Genomic DNA, 19,303 nt, shown 5'->3' with positions numbered 1-19,303 from the left:
ATTGTCCGCCCATTCTCGCTTCGGTCGCACAATCATTTGTAAGCGGTGGGTAAACGTGGAAGGTTAATCGCAGGCAATAAAAAGCAGGCGAGTACATGTCGATCAAAGCGGCCATCCACCACGTCACGCATTACAAATACGACCGTCCCGTTACGCTGGGGCCGCAGATCATCCGGCTGCGCCCCGCGCCGCATTCGCGCACGCATGTGATCTCGCATTCGCTCAAGATCCTGCCGGAAAAGCATTTCGTGAACTACCAGCAGGACGCCTATGGCAACTGGCTGGCGCGCTATGTCTTCCCCGAGCCGGTGCATGAATTCAAGATCGAGGTCGACCTTGTCGCCGACATGACCGTCTACAACCCCTTCGACTTTTTCGTCGAGGAGGAGGCCGAGGTCTGGCCCTTCACCTATCCCGACGACATCCGCGACGATCTGTCGATCTACATGACGCCCGAACCCATCGGGCCGCACCTGCAATCCTTCCTGAACACCATCGACAAGAGCCAGCAGCGCACCGTCGAGATGGTCGTCGGCCTGAACGCGCGCCTCGCCAACGAGGTCGGCTATGTCATCCGGATGGAGCCGGGCGTGCAGACGCCCGAGGAAACCTTCACCACCGGCACAGGCTCCTGCCGCGACACGACATGGCTGCTGGTGCAGACCCTGCGCAACCTCGGCTTTGCCGCGCGTTTCGTCTCGGGCTACCTGATCCAGCTCAAGCCTGATCTTGTCGCCATCGACGGCCCCGCCGGGACCGATCACGACTTCACCGACCTGCACGCCTGGTGCGAGGTGTTCCTGCCCGGTGCCGGCTGGATCGGCCTCGACCCGACCTCGGGCCTGCTCGCGGGGGAGAGCCACATTCCCCTCGCCGCCACGCCGCATTATCGCAACGCCGCCCCGATCTCGGGTGTCGCCTCCTATGCCGAGGTCGACTTCGGCTTCGAGATGGACGTGACCCGTGTCGCCGAACACCCCCGCATCACCAAGCCGTTCTCCGAAGAATCCTGGGATGCCCTCGACGCTTTGGGTGGCAAGGTAGACCAGGCCCTCGCCGCCGCCGACATGCGCCTGACCATGGGGGGCGAGCCGACCTTCGTCTCCATCGACGATTTTGAAAGCTCCGAGTGGAACACCGGCGCCGTCGGCCCGATGAAGCGCGGCCTCGCGGACGAGCTGATCCGGCGTCTGCGCGACCGTTTCGCCCCCGGTGGCTTCCTGCACTACGGGCAGGGCAAGTGGTACCCGGGCGAGACGCTGCCGCGTTGGACCTTCTCGCTCTACTGGCGCAAGGACGGCAAGCCGATCTGGCGCAACCCCGACCTGATCGCCAAGGAGGTCAGCGAGACCGGCGCGACCGAACGCGACGCTGGCAAACTGCTGCGCGAAATCGCCACCTCGCTGGGGGTGGAGCCTGACTTTACCGTCCCCGCCTATGAAGATCCCGCCGAATGGATCCTCAAGGAAGGCAACCTGCCCGACAACGTGACGCCCGAAAACTCCAAGCTGAAAGACCCGGAGGAGCGCTATCGCCTCGCCCGTGTCTTTGGGCGCGGCCTCACCAAACCCTCCGGCTACGTCCTTCCCGTGCAGCGCTGGCAGAGCAAGGCCGCAGGCCATCGCTGGCGGTCCGAGATGTGGAAGCCCCGGCGCGGTCATCTGTTCCTCGTGCCCGGTGACAGCCCCGTCGGCTATCGCCTGCCGCTTGAGGCGCTGCCGTATGTGCCGCCCTCCAGCTATCCCTACATCAACGACGCCGATCCGACCGTGCAACGCGGCGACCTGCCCGACTTCCAGCGTCGCGCAGGCGGCAAGGGCGATGCCTCGGGCAGTCAGGCCGAGGCCGAGATGCGCGAAAACTCCCGCGCCAGCTTCCGCGCCGATGGCGACACGCAGGACCGGGTTGAGCAGGACACCACCGGCGTCGGCGGCGTCGTGCGCACCGCCATCGCTGTTGAGCCCCGCGATGGTCGTCTCTGCGTCTTCATGCCCCCGGTCGAGGCGATCGAGGATTACCTCGAACTGCTCGCCGTGGCCGAAGACGCCGCCGAAAAGCTCGGCCTGCCGGTGCATATCGAGGGGTATTCGCCCCCCAGCGATCCGCGCCTCAACGTGATCCGCGTCGCCCCCGATCCCGGCGTGATCGAGGTCAACGTCCACCCCGCCGCCAACTGGGAAGAGTGCAAGCAGATCACCGCTGGCGTCTATGACGAGGCCCGCCAGTGCCGCCTTGGGGCGGACAAGTTCATGATCGACGGCAAGCACGTCGGCACCGGGGGCGGCAACCACGTCGTCGTCGGTGGTGCCACCACCAACGACTCGCCCTTCCTGCGCCGCCCGGACCTGATGCGCTCCCTCGTGCTGCACTGGCAGCGCCACCCGGCGATGTCCTACCTGTTCTCCGGCATGTTCATCGGCCCGACCAGCCAGGCGCCGCGCGTCGACGAGGGCCGCGCCGACAACCTCTATGAGCTTGAGATCGCGCTGGCCCAGATCCCGGCGCCGGGGCAGGGCACCCAGCCGCTGCCATGGCTGACCGACCGCCTGCTGCGCAACCTGCTGACCGATGTCACCGGCAACACCCACCGGGCCGAGATCTGCATCGACAAGATGTTCTCGCCCGATGGTCCCACCGGCCGCCTCGGCCTTGTCGAGTTCCGTGGCTTCGAGATGCCGCCAGACCCGCGCATGTCCCTCGCGCAGCAACTGCTGATCCGCGCCCTGCTGGTGCGCTACTGGAACCAGCCGTTGCAGGGCGATTTCACCCGCTGGGGCACCACGCTGCATGACCGCTTCATGCTGCCGCATTTCGTCTGGACAGATTTCCTCGACGTGCTGGCCGACCTGCGCCGCCACGGCTTTGATTTCCGCCCCGAGTGGTTCGAGGCCCAGTCCGAATTCCGCTTCCCCTTCTGTGGCGAGGTTGAATATGACGGCGTCCACCTGGAACTGCGTCAGGCGCTGGAGCCCTGGCACGTCCTTGGCGAAACCGGGGCCATCGGCGGCACCGTGCGCTTCACCGACAGCTCGACCGAGCGGATGCAGGTCAAGCTGACGACGGGCGACACCAGCCGCTATATCGTCACCTGCAATGGCCGCCGCGTGCCGCTGACCAAAACCGAAACCAACGGCGTCGTCGTGGGGGGCATCCGCTTCAAGGCCTGGCAGGCCGCCAGCGCCATGCACCCCGTCGTGCCGGTCAACGCGCCGCTCACCATCGACATCTTCGACACCTGGACCGGCCGGGCGCTGGGCGGCTGCGTCTATCACGTCGCGCACCCGGGCGGGCGCAACTACGACACCTTCCCGGTCAACGCGAACGAAGCCGAGGCCCGTCGCCTGTCGCGGTTCGAACCGCACGGCCATACGCCGGGTCTCTACATGCCGCCGGCCGAGGTCACCCATGGGGAATTCCCGATGACCCTTGACCTCAGGCGGCCCGCGGGCGTCTAAGGGCGTCTGATTTGTCCGGACCCCTTCGGGGGCCCGGACGTGGCGACACCGCCACAGGACTGACAAGGGGGAGGGGGCAGATGGTCTGCTCGTGCAGGGCCCGCACGCTGGTGCGGGTCCGGATGATCTGGGGGGCAAGGCGATGACCTCCGACGTTCCGGAAACGGGCGCGGGCGCCACCACGCCCGCCGCCCAAGCTGACGCCATGCCCAAGCCGGAAGACAAGACCGACGCCAAGCCAGCCGCCCCCAAGCCCACCCCCGAACAGCGCCTCGCCGCGCTGCTGGCCGCCTATCGCCCCCTCGACGGTGTCGCGGACGAGCTGATGGACGCCCGTGGCACCATCCGCCCCGTCTGGCGGCCCTTTCTGAACGAACTCTCCCAGCTCACCCCGGACGAGCTGACCCATGCCACCGCCCGCGGCAGCCAGTACCTGCGCGACGCGGGCGTGTTCTTTCGCCACTACGGCCCTGATTCCGAAGAAGAGCGCGACTGGCCCCTCGCGCATCTGCCACTGCTGATCGACTCCGGCGAATGGAGCCAGATTGCCGCCGGTCTGGTCGAACGCGCCGACCTGCTGGAACGCATCATGGCCGATCTCTACGGCCCCGGCGCACTGGTGAAACAGGGCCTGATCCCAGCGGATCTGCTGACGGCAAACCCCGAATGGCTGCGGCCTCTGGTCGGCATCCGGCCGCGCTCGGGGCACTTCCTGCACATGATGGCCTTTGATATCGGGCGCGGCCCCGATGGCAAATGGTGGGTGCTGGATGACCGCACGCAGGCGCCCTCGGGGGCTGGTTTCGCGCTGGAAACCCGCATGGCGACCTCGCGCAGCTTTCCCGGCATCATGGCGCGCTCCAACGTGCTGCGCCTCGCGGGGTTCTTCCGCGCCTTCCGCGACGCCCTGCTGGCGCTGCGCTCAGACGGCGACAGCCGCGTCACCATCCTGACGCCGGGGCCGATGACGGATACCTATTACGAGCACGCCTATATCGCCCGTTACCTCGGTTTCCTGCTGGTCCAGGGCGAGGATCTCGTGGTGCGCGATGGCCGCCTGATGGTGCATACCGTCGGCGGGCTGCAACCGATCTCCGTGCTCTGGAGGCGCCTCGATTCCGGCTGGCTCGACCCGTTGGAGCTGCGCGAGAACAGCCAGATCGGCACCCCCGGCCTGCTCGGCGCGCTGCGCTCGGGCCAGCTGACGATGATCAACGCCCCCGGCTCCGGTGTGCTGGAAACCCGCGCCCTGATGGCCTTCATCCCGCGCATCGCCCGCAAATGGCTGGGCCGGGATCTGTCGCTGCCCAATATCGCGACATGGTGGTGCGGTGCGGCTTCGGCGCGCGCCTACGTCAAGGCCAATGCCGCGCGCATGACCATCGACAGCGCCCTGTCGACCAACCTGCCGTTCGATCATGGCCCCGAGGTGGTGATCGCGGGCCGTCACCCCGATGGCCGCCCGCTGGACGCCGGTTATATCGACACGATGGCCGAACGGCTGGCCGCACAGGAGATCGTCTCGCTCTCCACCGCGCCCGCGCTGGTCGATGGCCGTCTTGAGGCCCGCCCGATGAGCCTGCGTGTCATCCTCGGGCGCACGGCGCAGGGCTGGCAGGTCATGCCCGGCGGCTTTGCCCGCATCGGCCACTCAGCCACCTCTGCCGATATCTCGATGCAGCGCGGCGGGGCCGTGTCCGACGTCTGGGTCGTCGCGCCCGTGACGCCACCCGAAGACACCCTGCTGGCCACCGTCACGCCGCACCACAACATGGCGCAGTTCGCTGCCCTGCCGGTGCGCGCCGCCGACAACCTGTTCTGGCTGGGCCGCTACACCGAACGCGCCCAGCAAAAGATCCGCCTGCTGCGCGCCTATCACCTGCGCCTCGCGGAAAACGGCCTCGCCGATCTGCCGCTGACCGGACATCTCTCCGAGGCGCTCTCGATCATGGGCGTCGACACCGCTGAGACCATGCCCGAGGGCCTGATGGCCGACCTGCGCAGCGCCATCAACGGGGCCGGGCGCATCCGCGACCGCTTCTCGACCGACGGCTGGAACGCCCTGACCGATCTGCAACGCACCGCTGCCAAGATCGGCCCGCGCCTGCAACCCGGCGATGACTGCGCCCGCGCGATGAGCGTGCTGCTGCGCAAGGTTTCGGGTTTTTCCGGCCTCGTGCACGAAAACATGTACCACGCCACCGGTTGGCGCTTCCTGTCGCTGGGCCGCGCGATTGAGCGCGCCTGGGCCACCACCAACATGCTGGCCACCTTCACCGACCCCGACGCCCCCGAAGGCGCGCTCGACATCGCGATCGAGGCGGGCGATGCCATCATGATCCACCGTCTGCGCTTTCCCTCGGTCATCAGCCGCGACACCGTGCTCGACCTGCTGCTGCTGGACGAGGCGAACCCGCGCTCGGTGCTCTCGCAGCTCGGCGATATCCTCGGCCACCTCGACTGGCTCGACAAGCTCTGCCCGCAGTCCGGTCCCATGACCTCGCTGCGCCGCGAAGTGCTGCGCCTGCAAACCGCCCTGACCATCGCCGAGGCCGCCGAAATCACGCCCGAGCGTCTCTCCGAAATCTCCGATGCCACCGCCAGCTTCTCCGGTCTGCTGGCCGACAGTTATCTCAGGTAGGCCCATGATTTACGCGATCCGCCTGCGCATCAGCTATGCCTATGAACGCCCCGCCGATGTCGGGCGTCATGTGCTGCGCCTGTTGCCGCTGACCCTTCCCGGTCTGCAGATCGTGCACGAGTCCCGCCTCAGCTTTCAGCCCCGCCCGTCCGAGGTGATCAACCGCCGCGACTTCTTCGGCAACGAATGCACCGAGATCGCCTATATCGACCGTCAGCTCACCACCGAGTTCGAGATGCGCGCCCGGGTCGAGCGGCTGGAAAAACCCCGCAGCCTCGATGTCTCGCCCCGCCGCAGCGATTTCGTGGCCGAGATGGCGGGCGCCGCCTCGCTCAGCCCCCATGCGCCGCATCAGTTCCTCTGGGCCTCGCCCCGGGTGCCGCGTCACGCCGGTATCGCCGACTGGGCCGCCGAACAGGCCCGCAGTTGCGAGACGGCCTTTGCCACCGCCGAGGCGATCAGCCTGGCCCTGCACCGCGACATGACCTTCGACGCCGAGGCGACGCTGGTCGACACCCCGATCGCCGAGGCCTTTGCCCTGCGCCGCGGCGTCTGTCAGGATTTCACCCATATCGCCATCTGCGCCCTGCGCAGCCTCGGCATTCCGGCGGGCTATGTCTCGGGCTTCCTGCGCACCCTGCCGCCGAAAGGGCAGGCGCGCCTTGAAGGCGCCGATGCGATGCACGCCTGGGTCCGCGCCTGGTGCGGCAACGACATGGGCTGGGTCGAGTTCGACCCCACCAACGCCATGCTCGCGGGCAGCGATCACGTTGTCATCGCCTATGGGCGCGATTATTTCGACGTCTCGCCGGTCAAGGGCGCGCTGCGCATCGCGGGCGGGCGCAGCACCAAACAGGCGGTGGACATGGTTGAGGAGGACTGAACGCCCCTCTCGCCAAAGCGCCGCAACCGCGCTACCACATCTGTCATGAACACAGATGATTTCGCCGAATGGTCCGCCCGCGCCGCCCAATGGGGCGCTGAATATCGCGCCACCCTGCGCGACCACCCCGTCCGCCCCCGCCTCGCGCCGGGCCAGACCTATCGCGCCATCCCCGCCCATCCCCCGGAAACCCCGGAGGCGATGGAGCAGATCTTTGCCGATTTCGAGGGGATCATCGCCCCCGGCATGACCCATTGGCAGCACCCCCGTTTCTTCGCCTATTTCCCCGCCAATGCCGCCCCGGTCTCGGTTGTCGCCGAATACCTCGTCTCGGCCATGGCCGCGCAGTGTATGCTCTGGCAGACCTCCCCTGCGGCGACCGAGCTTGAGACCCGCATGATGGAATGGCTGCGCGACGCCATCGGTCTGCCGGACACGTTCGAGGGCGTTATTCAGGACAGCGCTTCCTCCGCGACCCTCGCGGCCGTGCTGGTGATGCGCGAACGCGCCCTCGGCTGGACCGGCAATACCGCCGGTCTGCGCGCCGGGCCGCAGCTGCGCATCTACTGCTCGGATCAGGTGCACACCTCCGTAGACCGCGCGATCTGGATCTCCGGCATCGGCGCGGACAACCTGGTCAAGATCCCCTCCACCGGCCCGCGCCACTCCATGGACGCCGCAGCGCTGGACGCGGCGATCCGCGCCGACATCGCAGCGGGTCTGAAACCTGCAGGCGTCATAGGCTGTACCGGCGGCACCTCCATTGGCGGCTGCGATGACCTGACAGCGGTGATCCGCGTCGCCAAGGCGCACGACCTCTACACCCATATCGACGCCGCATGGGCGGGCTCAGCGATGATCTGCCCCGAGTTTCGCACCCTTTGGGCCGGGGTGGAGGGCGCGGACTCCGTCGTCTTCAACCCGCACAAATGGCTCGGCGCGCAGTTCGACTGTTCGGCGCATTTCCTGCGCACGCCCTCCGACCTCGTGCGCACCCTCGCGATCCAGCCAGAGTACCTCAAGACCCACGGTGCCGATGGCATCATCAACTATTCCGAATGGTCGGTGCCCCTTGGCCGCCGCTTCCGCGCGCTCAAGCTCTGGTTCCTGCTGCGCGCCCATGGGCTGGACGGCCTGCGCGAGATGATCCGCAACCACGTCCGCTGGTCCGTTGCGCTCTGCGAAAAGCTGCGCGCCACCGACGGCATCGAAATCGTGACCGAGCCGATGCTCTCGCTCTTCACCTTCCGCCCCACCGGCGCGGACGACGCTACGACGCAGGCGCTGATCGAGGCGATCAATGCCGATGGCCGCATCTACCTGACCCAGACACGGGTCGACGGCGCGCTGGTGATCCGCTTTCAGGCCGGGGCCTTCGACATGCAGGCCGAGGACGCCGAGGTCGCCTATGACGTGATCTGCGAACTGGCGCGACAACAGGGGGCATAAGCCCCCTCAGGCGCCCGCGTTAACCTCTACGCCGACGCCAAAAGTCGCACCGTTCAGATACCGTTCAAATACCGACGCAATACCGACATCCCGATTTGCCGGTTTGCGCCGTTAACCAGCCGCGCTCACCGCGCTGCCTTGTAGGTGCGGTCGTACATACTGCGCAGGTGCTGTTCGACCGTGATCACGGGATAGGTCGGGGTCTCGTCCGCATAAAGGCAGGTCGGAATGCAGGCGACCTCATGATCGGGAAACCCCGAGTAAAAGAACGGCACGGAATAGCGCTCCCGCCCGGATTTGTTGATCACCCGGTGCACGGTCGAGCGGTAGCGATCATTGGTCCAGCGCGCGATCATATCCCCGAGGTTGACCACGTAAGCCCCTGGAATCGGGGGCGCATCTATCCAGCCGCCGTCCTCGTCACAGACCTGCAGCCCGCCGACATTGTCCTGCAGCAGGATCGTCAAGCCGCCGAAATCCGTATGCGCCCCGGCGCCCATTTCCTCGGGCACATCGGGCTGCGCAGGGGGATAGTGCAGCAGCCGCAGCGTTGCCAGCGGCTGGTCGCAAAACCCTGAAAAGTAATCCTCTTTCAGATCCAGCGACAGCGCCATGCCCCGCATCAGCGTCTCAGACAGCGTCACCATGGCCGCGTAATAGGCCATCATCACCGGCCTGAATCCCGGCAGATCCGTCGGCCACTGATTGGCCCCATGGTTGAACTTTCCCGCCGCCACCCGACCGTCCCCAGCGGTCAGCTCCTCGCCGATATAAAAGCCCTCCTTGCGATCCGGCAGCGCCCCCTCCTGCAGGGTCTGGCCGCCCAACTGCTCATACCCGCGGTTGCAGGGAGAGTTGGCCTTGTCCAGCGCATCCTTGCAGGCGTCGGGTATGTCGAACAGGGCGCGAGTCTCGCCCATCACGGCCTCGATCAGCCCCTCGGGGATGCCATGGCCGGTGACATAAAAGAACCCATGCGCAAGGCAGGCCGCGCGGATCTTCTCGCCCACCAGAACCCGGTCGCAGGGATCCGATGAGGACAAGCCGGACACATCAATCATCGGCAGTGATTTCGCCATATTCTCAACCTCTTGCACTGGAAAAGGGCGGCCCCGGAAGGCCGCCCGACGTGATTATTTCTTGGCGAAGTTCGCCCCCAGACGCATCTGGATATAGTCGTGCCCGGTCATCGGCTCGTACTTGCCCTCAGGCCCCTGCAGCACGGTATCCATGTTGGCCTGCGCGAAATACGCCATCGAATAGCGCGGCCCGAGGTATTCTTCTGGGCGCGGCATCCGCACACGGTGCAGCGTCGATTGCAGCTTGTCATCGGACCAGCGCATCAGCATGTCGCCGATGTTGCAGGTGATCACACCGGGCAGCGGCGGCACATCCGTCCAGGCAATCGCGCGCCCCTTGGCGTCCTTGCCAGGGCTCAGTTGCAGCCCGCCCTGACCGGGTTTCTGGTGCAGCAGCGTCAGACAATCGAAATCCGTATGGGCGCCTGCGCGCCAGAACTTGAAGTCCTCCGGCTTGGCATTTTCCATGCCGAGGTAGTGGATCAGCCGCAGCGTGGATTGGTATTCCTTGGCGTCCGAATCATGCCCTTCGGTGAAGAAATCCGTCGTGAATCCAAGACGATCCGCGAAACAGCTCAGCACCCGCATGGCCACCGACCAGTTGTGCCGCTCGAACGCCATCATGGTGGCCTTGAAGGCCGGAACCTCGACACCGTTCGGCCAGAGGCCGGTCATCCGGGGCAGGGTGATCTGGTAGCTTTCCTTGCGATCCGCCGTCCCGGTCGAGGGGCGCACCTGCTCCATGAACTCCCACCCCGCGTTCGATCCGGGCTTCAGCGGGAACTGTTTCTTGCTGTCCTCGGGCAGCTGAAAGAACTGCTCGCTCATCCAGAACGCCTCGTCCACCAGCTCTTGCGGAATGCCGTGATTGTAGAGCTGGAAGAACCCGATCTCGGTCGCAGCCGCCCAGAGCGCCTCGCCGATCTCGTCCTTGCGGTTGAAGTAATCGGACATGTCGATCTGCGGGATATCCCGCTCGACCGTCTCGCCCATGCCGCCAAAGGCCTTTTCGGCGTTCAGCTCCTGCAACCCGTAAGTCGTGTCATTCATGGTCTTTTCTCCTTGATGCAAGGGGAGCAATGACCTGCACGGATGTGCTGCCGGCTTATACTCCTGGGGGGGTATGGTTAGACGGGCGCCAGAAGGCTCTCTCTCTGTCGCCTGATGAGGTTTGAGGTTAGTCGGGTCGCGTCCTCGGCCAGCTGGCCCAGATCTACGCCCAGGGGGATGCCATCGGCGACGACCCTTTTGCCGCCGACCAGGCTGTGCCTGACGGCAATGCCGCCGGTGATCACGGGGGCAATAGCGCGATCATGCAGACCAAGGTTGCGCGGCGCCGAGAGGTCCAGCAGCGCAATATCCGCCGCCATCCCGACCGCCAGAGTGCCGACCTTGGGCATGTTCAGCACCTTGGCACCGCCCGCCGTGGCCCAATGCATCACTTCCTCGGCGCGCACCGCAGCGACGCCCTTGGTGGCACGGTGCAGGCTGAACGCGGAATGCATCACCACGGCCATATCCGCCGCCTCGTTCGCCGCTGCGCCATCAACCCCCATCGACACCTTGCCGCCCAGCCGGTGCAGCGCATCCGCCGGCGCGATGCCAGAGCCGAGCCGCGCATTGGCGTTCGGGCAATGCGCCATGCCGGTACCGGTTTCGGCCAGCAACTGCACCTCGAAGGGCGCCAGATCGACCAGATGGGCGAACCAAACGTCGCTGCCCAGCCATCCCTTGTCGGCCAGCCATTCGACTGGGCGCTTGCCGTATCTCGCAAGGGTAAAGGCGGCATAGGCCTCGTTCTCGCTCAGGTGAGAATGCAGCATCAGCTTGTTTTGCCGTGCAAAACTGGCGATTTCGCCCAGCTCCTCGAGCGCGACGTTGAAGGTCGGCGTGGTCGGCGCGATGGCCACGCGGGTCATCGCCAGATCGGAGGGATCGTGCCATTTCGCCGCCGTCGCCAGCGTCTCGTCCAGGAACCGCTGGAGGGGCTCGCAAGGGGCGGCAGGCACTGCGGGGTCGTCAAACACCCGCCCATTGGTCATGCCACCGCGCGCCAGCACAAAACGGATGCCGAGCTTCGCCGCCTCCTCAAACAGCACGTCCGAGGGGTTATAGTCGTAGCGATCCGAATAGACATAGTGATGATCCGCAACCGTGGTCGCGCCGCTCATCAACAGCTCCGTCAGCCCGATCCGGGCCGAGACACGAAACGTCTCCTCGTCGAGCAGTGGCCACCAGGTGTAGGGCACATGCATCAGCCAGGGATCCAGGGCGAGGTTCATGCCTTTCGGCACGGCCTTCAGCACGGACTGGAACAGGTGATGATGCGTGTTCACAAGCCCGGGCACCACGGCGCAACCAGCGGCATCCAGCACCTCTTCGCCGGGCAGAGGGGCCAGATCGCCCATCTCGGCAATCAAGCCGTCCCGCACCCGGATGGCGCCGCAAAACCGCTCGTCCTCGCCCAGAGTGCCGGTGAGGCAGTCGCGGATATTGCTGATCAGCAGGCTCATTTGCGCTCTTTCGGCAGTGACCAGGGGAAGAGGATCTTTTGCGTCAGGCTGACCGCCTGAAACAGCACCAGCGACATCACCAGCAGAACGACCAACCCGGCCCAGGCCTGTGGCAGCTTGAACATCGAGGTCGAGAACTGGATGAAATAGCCGATGCCCTTTTCGGCGGCGACGAATTCGGCCACCACCGCGCCGATCACGCTCAGCGTTATGGAGATCTTAAGGCCCGAGAAGATATAAGGCGTCGCGTAGGGCAAACGGATCTGGCTGATCTCGCGCCACACCGGGGCACGCAAGGATCGCGACAGTTCGATCAGCTCTGGCGGGGTCGCCATCAACCCGGTTGTCATCGATACGACCAGTGGGAAAAAGGTGATCATGAAGGTGATGACGACGCGCGGTGCGTCATCCGTGCCCAGAACCACGATGATGATGGGCGCGACAGCGACGACCGGCACCGACTGGATCACCACCAGCAACGGGTACAGCGAGCGGCTGAGGAAACGTGATTTGGCCAGACCGACGGCAATCGGCAGCGAAATGATGATCGCCAGCAGAAAGCCCATCAGCGCCACGCGCAGCGTTGACCAGACATGTTCGATCCAGCGTGACAGGCTGACCACCTCGAAGCCGCCCATGATGCGGCTCGGCGCGGGCAGGATATAGCTCGGCACGGCAAACAGGCGCGTCCCGGCCTCCCAGACCACAAGGATCAGCACGAAGGTCAGCAGCGGCAGGACGACCGGCATGCGGATCAGCTTCTCCATGAAGGGTTCCGGCGGCGTTACATGGGTGGCCTTCTTTGGTTTATCTGTTTGTTCTGTAATGGAAATATCGGCTTCAGCACTCATCTCAGGCCACCTTTTCCTTGATCAGGAGGCCGCGCAGATGGCCCATGAAGTCCTGCATTTCGCTTGAGCGGAGCGAGCTTTCGTTGCGCGGTCGGCTCAGCGGCACTTTCAGATTGGCGATGACCCGGCCGGGGCGTTCGCTCATCACCACCACGCGGTCGGCCAGGATGACCGCCTCGGGGATCGAGTGGGTGATGAACAGCACCGTCTTCGGGCTGGCTTGCCACAGGCGCAGCAACTCGAACCCCATGGCGTCGCGGGTCAGCGCGTCGAGCGCGCTAAAGGGTTCATCCATAAGCAGAATATCGGGGTTGAGGAACAGCGCGCGGGCAATGCCGACGCGCTGTTGCATGCCGCCCGAAAGCTCTCCGGGCAGGCGTTTTTCAAATCCGGCAAGGCCACATGTCGCGATGATCGCGCGGGCATGTTCGCGGTCCTTCTGGGACACGCGCCCGCGTTTGTGACGGGCCGGAAAAACGACGTTGTCCTCGACATTTGCCCAAGGCAGCAGGGTCGCCTGCTGGAACACGATGCCAATATCGTCACGCGGCTCGGTGACGGGCAGCCCGAACACCGACACCGTTCCCTCGGTCGGTTTGATCAGCCCGGCGGTCATCCGTAGCAAAGTGGATTTGCCACAGCCCGAGGGCCCGAGGACGGCGACGAATTCGTGCCGGGCAATGGACAGATCCACCCCCGACAGGGCGGTCAGCGGCCCGGAGTCGGTTCTGAAGGTCTGACCGGCATCCGAAAAACGGATGGCATCTTGTGTCATGGACAACGTCCTTTTCAGCGGGGCTTACTTGGCGTCGGGCAGGAAAGAGCGGTCGACGACGGTTTCGGGATCCAGCGCTTCGACGTCCAGGCCCTGCGCTTCGGCGACAAGTTTCCAGGTCGAGGCAAGGCGCGCCGCATCGAACGCCCCGAGGCCGAATTCATCGGTGACCGGGTTGAACGCCAGTTTCGACGCATCGGTCCAGGAGCCGATGACGTCTTCCGCGCTCAGTTCAGGCACCATTGCGGCGGTGTCTTCGGCGGCTTTCTGCGGGTTGTCATGGGCGAACTGGATGGACTTCAGGAAGGCGCCGACAAAGCGTTTTGCGACATCGGGCTGGTCTTTCAGAAAAGCGTCGCTGGCGATCAGCGAGGCGGAGTAGAGCTTCAGGCCCGCCGCATCCCAGGGCAGAACGACGATGTCCTTGCCGGCTTCCTTGGCCTGATTGGTATACCGGGTCACATCGGTCAGCCAGGCGATGATGACATCGGATTGGCCGGTCATCAGAAGGGGGCCAAGCGCACCGGGATCGGCCTTGGTCAGGGTGATGTCCTCTTCGGACATCCCGTTCTGCTTCAGCACCAGCGGCAGGAACACGTTGGAGGAGGTGAAGGGAGAGGTCGCGACCGATTTGCCCTTCACGTCGGCGAGGGTCGTGATGCCCTTGTCAGCCGTTGTGTAAAAGGCATGCGGGCCCGTGTTGAAGATCGACGCAATCGCGGTGACCGGCACGCCTTCGGTCACCTTGGCGGCCATCAGCGCCTCGATCCCGGCGGAGCCGACCTGGGCCACACCCGTTGCGATCTTGGTGATCGCCTCAGAGGAGCCGCGGCCCGGTGCGATGCTGACCTCAAGCCCGGCCTCCTCGCAAAAGCCTTCCTCGACACAGACATAGATCGGGGCCTTGTCGCCGCCGGGCAGCCAGTCCAGCTGATAGGTGATCTTGTCGAGGGCAAAGGACGGCGTGGCGAGCGTGGTGGCCAGAAGCGCGGTTGCGCAGAGTTTTTTCATGACGATTTCCCTGTTTCGTTTGTTGTTTGGTTTGGTCTTTTGGAGCCTGAGAGCGGAAGGAGCGCGCAATCTGTCCGGCCCCCGCGACGTTGCGCGGCGGCGCTTGGCAAATCCGTGTGAAGGAAGGAGTAGTGCCGTCGTCGCTTCATCAATCACCTCAACCCAGCTTTGGCCTTGATGAGCAATGTCAGTGCCCCAGTGTCGGAAATGCTTCCGAATGGTCTGGACCCTTCCGCTTCTACTCGTGATCCACACTGCCTGCGTGGATCGTGCGTGGCATAGCCTGAGATCGTCAACGGTCGCCTGGGGCAGGCTGGAATGTACGTTTTTTAGTCAAAGGGCCCTGAAGCTGCCGCGAAACTATGCGCAATGAGAGGCGCAGATCGTATGCAATGCGGGATTCGATCTTGTTTTCGGGGCGAATCTCGCATGAGGTCGCACCCTGAACACATCGACAGGAGCCATCTCATGCCCATCTCTTCGGAACAGGACCTGATCCTTTTGCGCCGCTCGATCACTCTGGCCAGTGAAAGCCGGGCGCGGGGGGATCATCCTTTCGGTGCGTTGCTGGCTGGCCCAGACGGGGAGATCCTGCTGGAGGAAATGAACACCTGCGGCAGCAAGGGCGACCGGACCGGGCACGCCGAGCGCAATCTGATGACGGCGGCCTCGTTGAAATACGACGTCGCGTTCCTCGCGCAATGCACCATGTACACCTCCGCGGAGCCCTGTGCGATGTGCGCAGGCTCGGTCTACTGGACCGGCGTTGGTCGGGTGGTGCATGGGATGAGCGAGATGGAGCTGAAGGCGCTGATTGGCCCTGATCCCGAAAACCTGACAATGGATCTGCCATGCAAGACGATCTTTGCTGCGGGGCAACGGTCGGTTGAAGTTGTCGGCCCACTGCTGAGCGAGGAGAGCGCGGTCGTGCACGAAGGTTTCTGGGACGGCCTGTGAGCCTGTTGGCGGTGCGCCCGGGTGTCAGTATGCCTTTGCCTTTGGCCGATGAGGGGCGTCCTTGTCAGGGACATGATGCCCTGTAGCGCCATGATCCGCAGGGGGCACCACCGCTGCGCGCTATCATAAGCCTCGCGTCTACTCCTCGCCCCCGCCCAGCAAGGTAGCCACGATGCTGGCCGAGGACATTGCGCCGCTTGAACTGACATTGCTCAGGAGCAGATAGCGCCGCCGGACCTCGTTCAGCACATCGGTTTCGGCCAGTTTCGCAACATCCGAGGTGCCGAACAGGCGCTCTGATCTGGATTGGAGTTCAGCACTCTGCCGATCGATATCCAGAGAGGCAAAACTTGAGGGCAGCTGGAATGCCGTCTCGAAAACCTCTCGTAGCGGCTTTGAGCCCAATATTCCGAACCAGCGGGAATTGTTGCTGCTGCCGGCGGCGACGACCTGTTTCAGATCCCGCTCCATTGACAGGGCAATGCGCATGTCTGGGTCGGCCGAGCCGATCTCGATTTCAAACTGCCGGTCAAGATAGTTTTCGACAACGGTTTCTGCAAAGCCCGCAGGATAGCTGCGCCCTGCGTCGGGAGATTTGAAGTTGAACGCGTCGGCGAAGGCGCGATAGCGCTCGTCGGGATAGACATTCAGCAGCGATGTCGGGCTGTTGCGGTCGGACTCGAGGATGCGGCTGGCAAAGGGGACGCTGTCCGTGCGCGAGGGCAGGTCGAAGAACTCAAAGGTGGCCAGCATGAGCGGGATGTCTTTGAAAAAGTCCGAAGGGGTGTCGATCTGGGTGGTGCGCGATGTGACCGTCTTGACCACTTTCTGAAGGGTGCTGGTGAACTCCTCGCCGTTTGCATCCGCCTCGGCCATGGCCGCCAGATCGAACACCCCGGCGAGGGCGGCATAGCGCTTGTCCTCCAGCTGATTGGCGAAAGAGGATTTATCCCTCAGGTTCGAGGTTAGGACAGCCTCCAGAAACACCGTTTCCTCGGCGTCGGCCTCTAGTCCGAACATCTTCAAGGTGGCGCCCAGAAGTTCACTATCCTCCAGCAACGCCTCAGGGGTGCGGATGTCGCTGGCCTTGTCCGCGAACCTCTTTGCATAGCCATAGAGGCTTTCCTGATCCCGTACCTTGCCCGACAGATCGAAAGCTTCCGCGAGCGCGGCATACCTCGGGTCGGACAGCCGGTTGGCGAAGGAGTCCTCGTCCGTCAGATCGGAGTTCAGCACCTGTTTCAGGAAATAGGCGTTGCCGGAGTCCGCCTCCAGCCCGAAGGTTTTCAGGGTGGCGCGCAGTAGTGCCGGATCGTCCAGAAGATCGTCGGCGCTCTGGATACTGGCCAGTTGCGCGCTCACATCGTCGGAGGACTTGGTCGTGGGCATCGACGGCCCGCCCTCGCCCGCGAAATTGAAGGCCTTCGCGAAGGCAAGATAGCGCTTGTCGGCCAGACGGTTGGCGAGAGATTTCCCATCCGACAGGTCAGAATCGAGGATTTTCTTGATGAAGGCGGTATTGTTGATGTCTTCGTCCAGCCCGAACGCACCAAGGGCGATCTTCAGCACCGACCGATCCTCCATCAGCTGATCGGAGGTCTGAATATCCTTCAGTTTGCTGACAAAACGATCGGTATCACGGGCCACAGGCGCCGATTTCGCCAAAAGCTCTTGCTGGCGTTCGCGGGTCCGCATCAAAAATTCGTATCCGGAAACGCCCGTTCCCATGACTGTCGGTGTAAACACTGCTCCGCCTCCGGCAATCGCAACTTCAGCCCAGTTTGAGATATTGGGTAAGGTCTGTGCCTTAACGTTGCGTATCGGCGGGGGCGATTTTTGCATCGGATTGTCTGATTATCTGTCGCCGGCGGCCCAAGCGAAGACAGGATTTCGAAGTGCGATCGCACTTTCTCTTCTCTCCGCCGCTTTGCCCGGCTAGTGTCCGCTGCATCTGCCTGTCGCGCGGGCCGGTCCGGCGCGTTCTCAAAGGAGCCTTACATGAACGATCTTTCAAATTCCCTTGCTGCGGCGGACATCGCCCACTCCATCCACCCCTATACCAACATGCGCGCGCATGAGGTCCAGGGCCCGATGATCATTGCGCGTGGTGAAGGGATTTACGTCTACGACACCAATGGCAAGCAGTACATCGAAGGTATGGCGGGTCTGTGGTCCGTCGCCGTCGGCTTTTCCGAACAGCGCCTTGTGGACGCCGCGACCAAGCAGATGCAGGAACTGCCCTACTACCACATCTTTGCGCACAAGGCGCATGAGCCGCAGATCCGTCTGGCCGAAAAACTGGCGGAGATGACTCCGGCGCATCTGACGAAGTGCTTCTTCACCAACTCCGGCTCCGAGGCGAACGATACCGTCGTCAAGATGGTCTGGTACATGAACAACGCCCTCGGTCGCCCCGAGAAGAAGAAGTTCCTGGCGCGCAACAAGGGCTATCACGGCATCACCGTCGCCTCTGGCTCGCTCACGGGTCTGGCGGGCAACCACCGCGATTTCGACCTGCCCGCGATCCCTGTCACCCACCTGACCGCGCCGCACTTCTGGCGCTATGGCCTTGAGGGCGAGAGCGAGGCCGAGTTCACCGCCCGCCTGCTGAAGGAGTGCGAGGACACCATTCTGGCCGAGGGTCCGGAAACCATCGGCGCATTCATCGGCGAGCCGGTGATGGGGGCAGGTGGCGTGATGGTCCCGCCCGAGGGCTACTGGCCGGGCATCGCCGCGCTGTGCAAGAAGTACGACATCCTGCTGGTGGCGGATGAGGTGATCAACGGTTTCGGTCGCCTGGGCACGGCCTTCGGCTGCGAGAAATATGGCTTTGAGCCGGATATTCTGGTGCTCTCCAAGCAGATCACGTCGTCTTATATGCCGCTGGCCGCGATCATGGTGACCGACGAGGTTTATGGCGCCATCGCTGACAACACCGCCAAGCTCGGCTCGTTCGGGCATGGCTACACTGGCTCCGGGCATCCTGTCGCCACGGCGGTCGGTCTTGAGAACATCAAGATCATCGAAGAGCGCGACCTGATCGGCAATGCCGCGCGCCTTGAGGAGCAGTTCCAGACCGGTCTGCGCCAATACGCCGACCATCCGCTGGTGGGCGAAGTGCGTGGCGTCGGCCTGATCGCGGGGATCGAGCTGGTGGCTGACAAGGCGACCAAGAAGAGCTTTGAGCCCGCAGGCATGATGGCCGCAAAAGCCTCGGCGTTCTGCACGGAAGAGGGGCTCATCGCACGCTCGGTCTATGAGACGCTGGCGCTGTGCCCGCCGCTGATCGTGACCGAAGACGATGTGGCCGAGATCATCCTGCGTATGGGGCGCGGTCTTGATCGCACCTATGAATGGGCCAAGGCCGAAGGTCTGGTCTGAGTCTGCAAGTGTGATTGCTACAAAGGCGCGGGGGGTTCTCCGCGCCTTTTCCGTCTGGGCGCATCGCATTGCGCCCCTTTTGCTGAACGCCCCTCGGTGGGCAATTATTGGGCGGCTGAGCGAAAACATGGTAAAAAATGCGTGATCATGCCGGCGAATCCACGGGCGGAACGGGGCGCTGCAGCGTTCTCCGCAATCCGGCTATTCCGACAATGCAGGGCCGGCTTTCTGCACCTGCATGATTCTCCTTGATGCGCCTCACCAGAGGTTACAATTCAGAAATATGATGAGCCGCTTTTCGCTGTTCC

At 64.1% G+C, this 19,303-nt stretch carries 13 protein-coding genes; 6 read left to right on the top strand and 7 right to left on the bottom strand.

The annotated features are described in order from the left end of the window. The first annotated feature begins 95 nt into the window (after nt 1-95). The 4 genes from F3W81_RS10940 to F3W81_RS10925 all read left to right on the top strand — a co-directional run bounded on the left by F3W81_RS10940 (nt 96) and on the right by F3W81_RS10925 (nt 8,428). Nucleotides 96-3,455, top strand: a complete 3,360-nt coding sequence (locus F3W81_RS10940) for a transglutaminase family protein (RefSeq protein ID WP_193079202.1) — start codon at nt 96-98, stop codon at nt 3,453-3,455. 142 nt (nt 3,456-3,597) lie between these two features. After that, entirely contained in the window at nt 3,598-6,096 is a 2,499-nt protein-coding gene (locus tag F3W81_RS10935; RefSeq protein WP_226941644.1) for a circularly permuted type 2 ATP-grasp protein, read from the top strand. 4 nt (nt 6,097-6,100) lie between these two features. After that, nucleotides 6,101-6,979, top strand: coding sequence for a transglutaminase family protein (locus tag F3W81_RS10930; protein WP_193079201.1), 879 nt, complete (start codon nt 6,101-6,103; stop codon nt 6,977-6,979). 45 nt (nt 6,980-7,024) lie between these two features. Further along, the gene (locus F3W81_RS10925) at nt 7,025-8,428 is read left to right on the top strand and encodes a pyridoxal phosphate-dependent decarboxylase family protein (RefSeq protein ID WP_193079200.1); all 1,404 of its coding nucleotides are present in this window, start codon (nt 7,025-7,027) and stop codon (nt 8,426-8,428) included. Nucleotides 8,429-8,553: 125 nt separating this feature from the next. Here the strand turns inward: F3W81_RS10925 and F3W81_RS10920 are convergent, their stop codons facing one another. From F3W81_RS10920 to F3W81_RS10895, 6 genes are all read right to left on the bottom strand, one after another. Further along, nucleotides 8,554-9,507 (bottom strand): isopenicillin N synthase family dioxygenase, encoded by a 954-nt coding sequence (locus F3W81_RS10920; RefSeq protein WP_193079199.1) that lies wholly within the window; start codon nt 9,505-9,507, stop codon nt 8,554-8,556. A 54-nt stretch (nt 9,508-9,561) separates the two neighbouring features. Continuing rightward, nucleotides 9,562-10,557 (bottom strand): isopenicillin N synthase family dioxygenase, encoded by a 996-nt coding sequence (locus F3W81_RS10915; RefSeq protein ID WP_193079198.1) that lies wholly within the window; start codon nt 10,555-10,557, stop codon nt 9,562-9,564. Between the two features lie 77 nt (nt 10,558-10,634). Beyond that, entirely contained in the window at nt 10,635-12,020 is a 1,386-nt protein-coding gene (locus F3W81_RS10910) for an amidohydrolase family protein (protein WP_193079197.1), read from the bottom strand. Beyond that, a complete protein-coding gene (locus F3W81_RS10905) occupies nt 12,017-12,787 on the bottom strand; it encodes an ABC transporter permease (RefSeq protein WP_193079196.1) in 771 nt (256 codons plus the stop codon). The genes F3W81_RS10910 and F3W81_RS10905 overlap by 4 nt, the downstream gene beginning before the upstream one ends. An 85-nt stretch (nt 12,788-12,872) precedes the next feature. After that, nucleotides 12,873-13,646 carry an ABC transporter ATP-binding protein gene (locus F3W81_RS10900; protein ID WP_193079195.1) on the bottom strand — a complete coding sequence of 258 codons (774 nt, stop codon included), beginning with the start codon at nt 13,644-13,646 and terminating at the stop codon, nt 12,873-12,875. 24 nt (nt 13,647-13,670) lie between these two features. Beyond that, nucleotides 13,671-14,657, bottom strand: coding sequence for an ABC transporter substrate-binding protein (locus F3W81_RS10895; RefSeq protein WP_193079194.1), 987 nt, complete (start codon nt 14,655-14,657; stop codon nt 13,671-13,673). Nucleotides 14,658-15,125: 468 nt separating this feature from the next. Here F3W81_RS10895 and F3W81_RS10890 point away from each other — a divergent pair, with 468 nt between their 5' ends. Next, complete coding sequence (locus F3W81_RS10890) at nt 15,126-15,614, top strand: nucleoside deaminase (protein ID WP_193079193.1); 489 nt, start codon at nt 15,126-15,128, stop codon at nt 15,612-15,614. Nucleotides 15,615-15,752: 138 nt separating this feature from the next. Here the strand turns inward: F3W81_RS10890 and F3W81_RS10885 are convergent, their stop codons facing one another. After that, nucleotides 15,753-17,309, bottom strand: a complete 1,557-nt coding sequence (locus F3W81_RS10885; RefSeq protein ID WP_193079192.1) for a DUF1217 domain-containing protein — start codon at nt 17,307-17,309, stop codon at nt 15,753-15,755. Between the two features lie 303 nt (nt 17,310-17,612). On the opposite strand from F3W81_RS10885, the gene F3W81_RS10880 reads away from it, so the two are divergent. Beyond that, a complete protein-coding gene (locus F3W81_RS10880; protein ID WP_193079191.1) occupies nt 17,613-18,995 on the top strand; it encodes an aspartate aminotransferase family protein in 1,383 nt (460 codons plus the stop codon). Nucleotides 18,996-19,303 lie beyond the last annotated feature (308 nt).

Origin of the sequence: Pseudooceanicola spongiae, from assembly GCF_014899185.1 — a bacterium.
Lineage (GTDB): Bacteria > Pseudomonadota > Alphaproteobacteria > Rhodobacterales > Rhodobacteraceae > Pseudooceanicola > Pseudooceanicola spongiae.
Note: the sequence above shows the minus strand (reverse complement) of the source record. Positions and strands in the feature narration are given on the sequence as shown.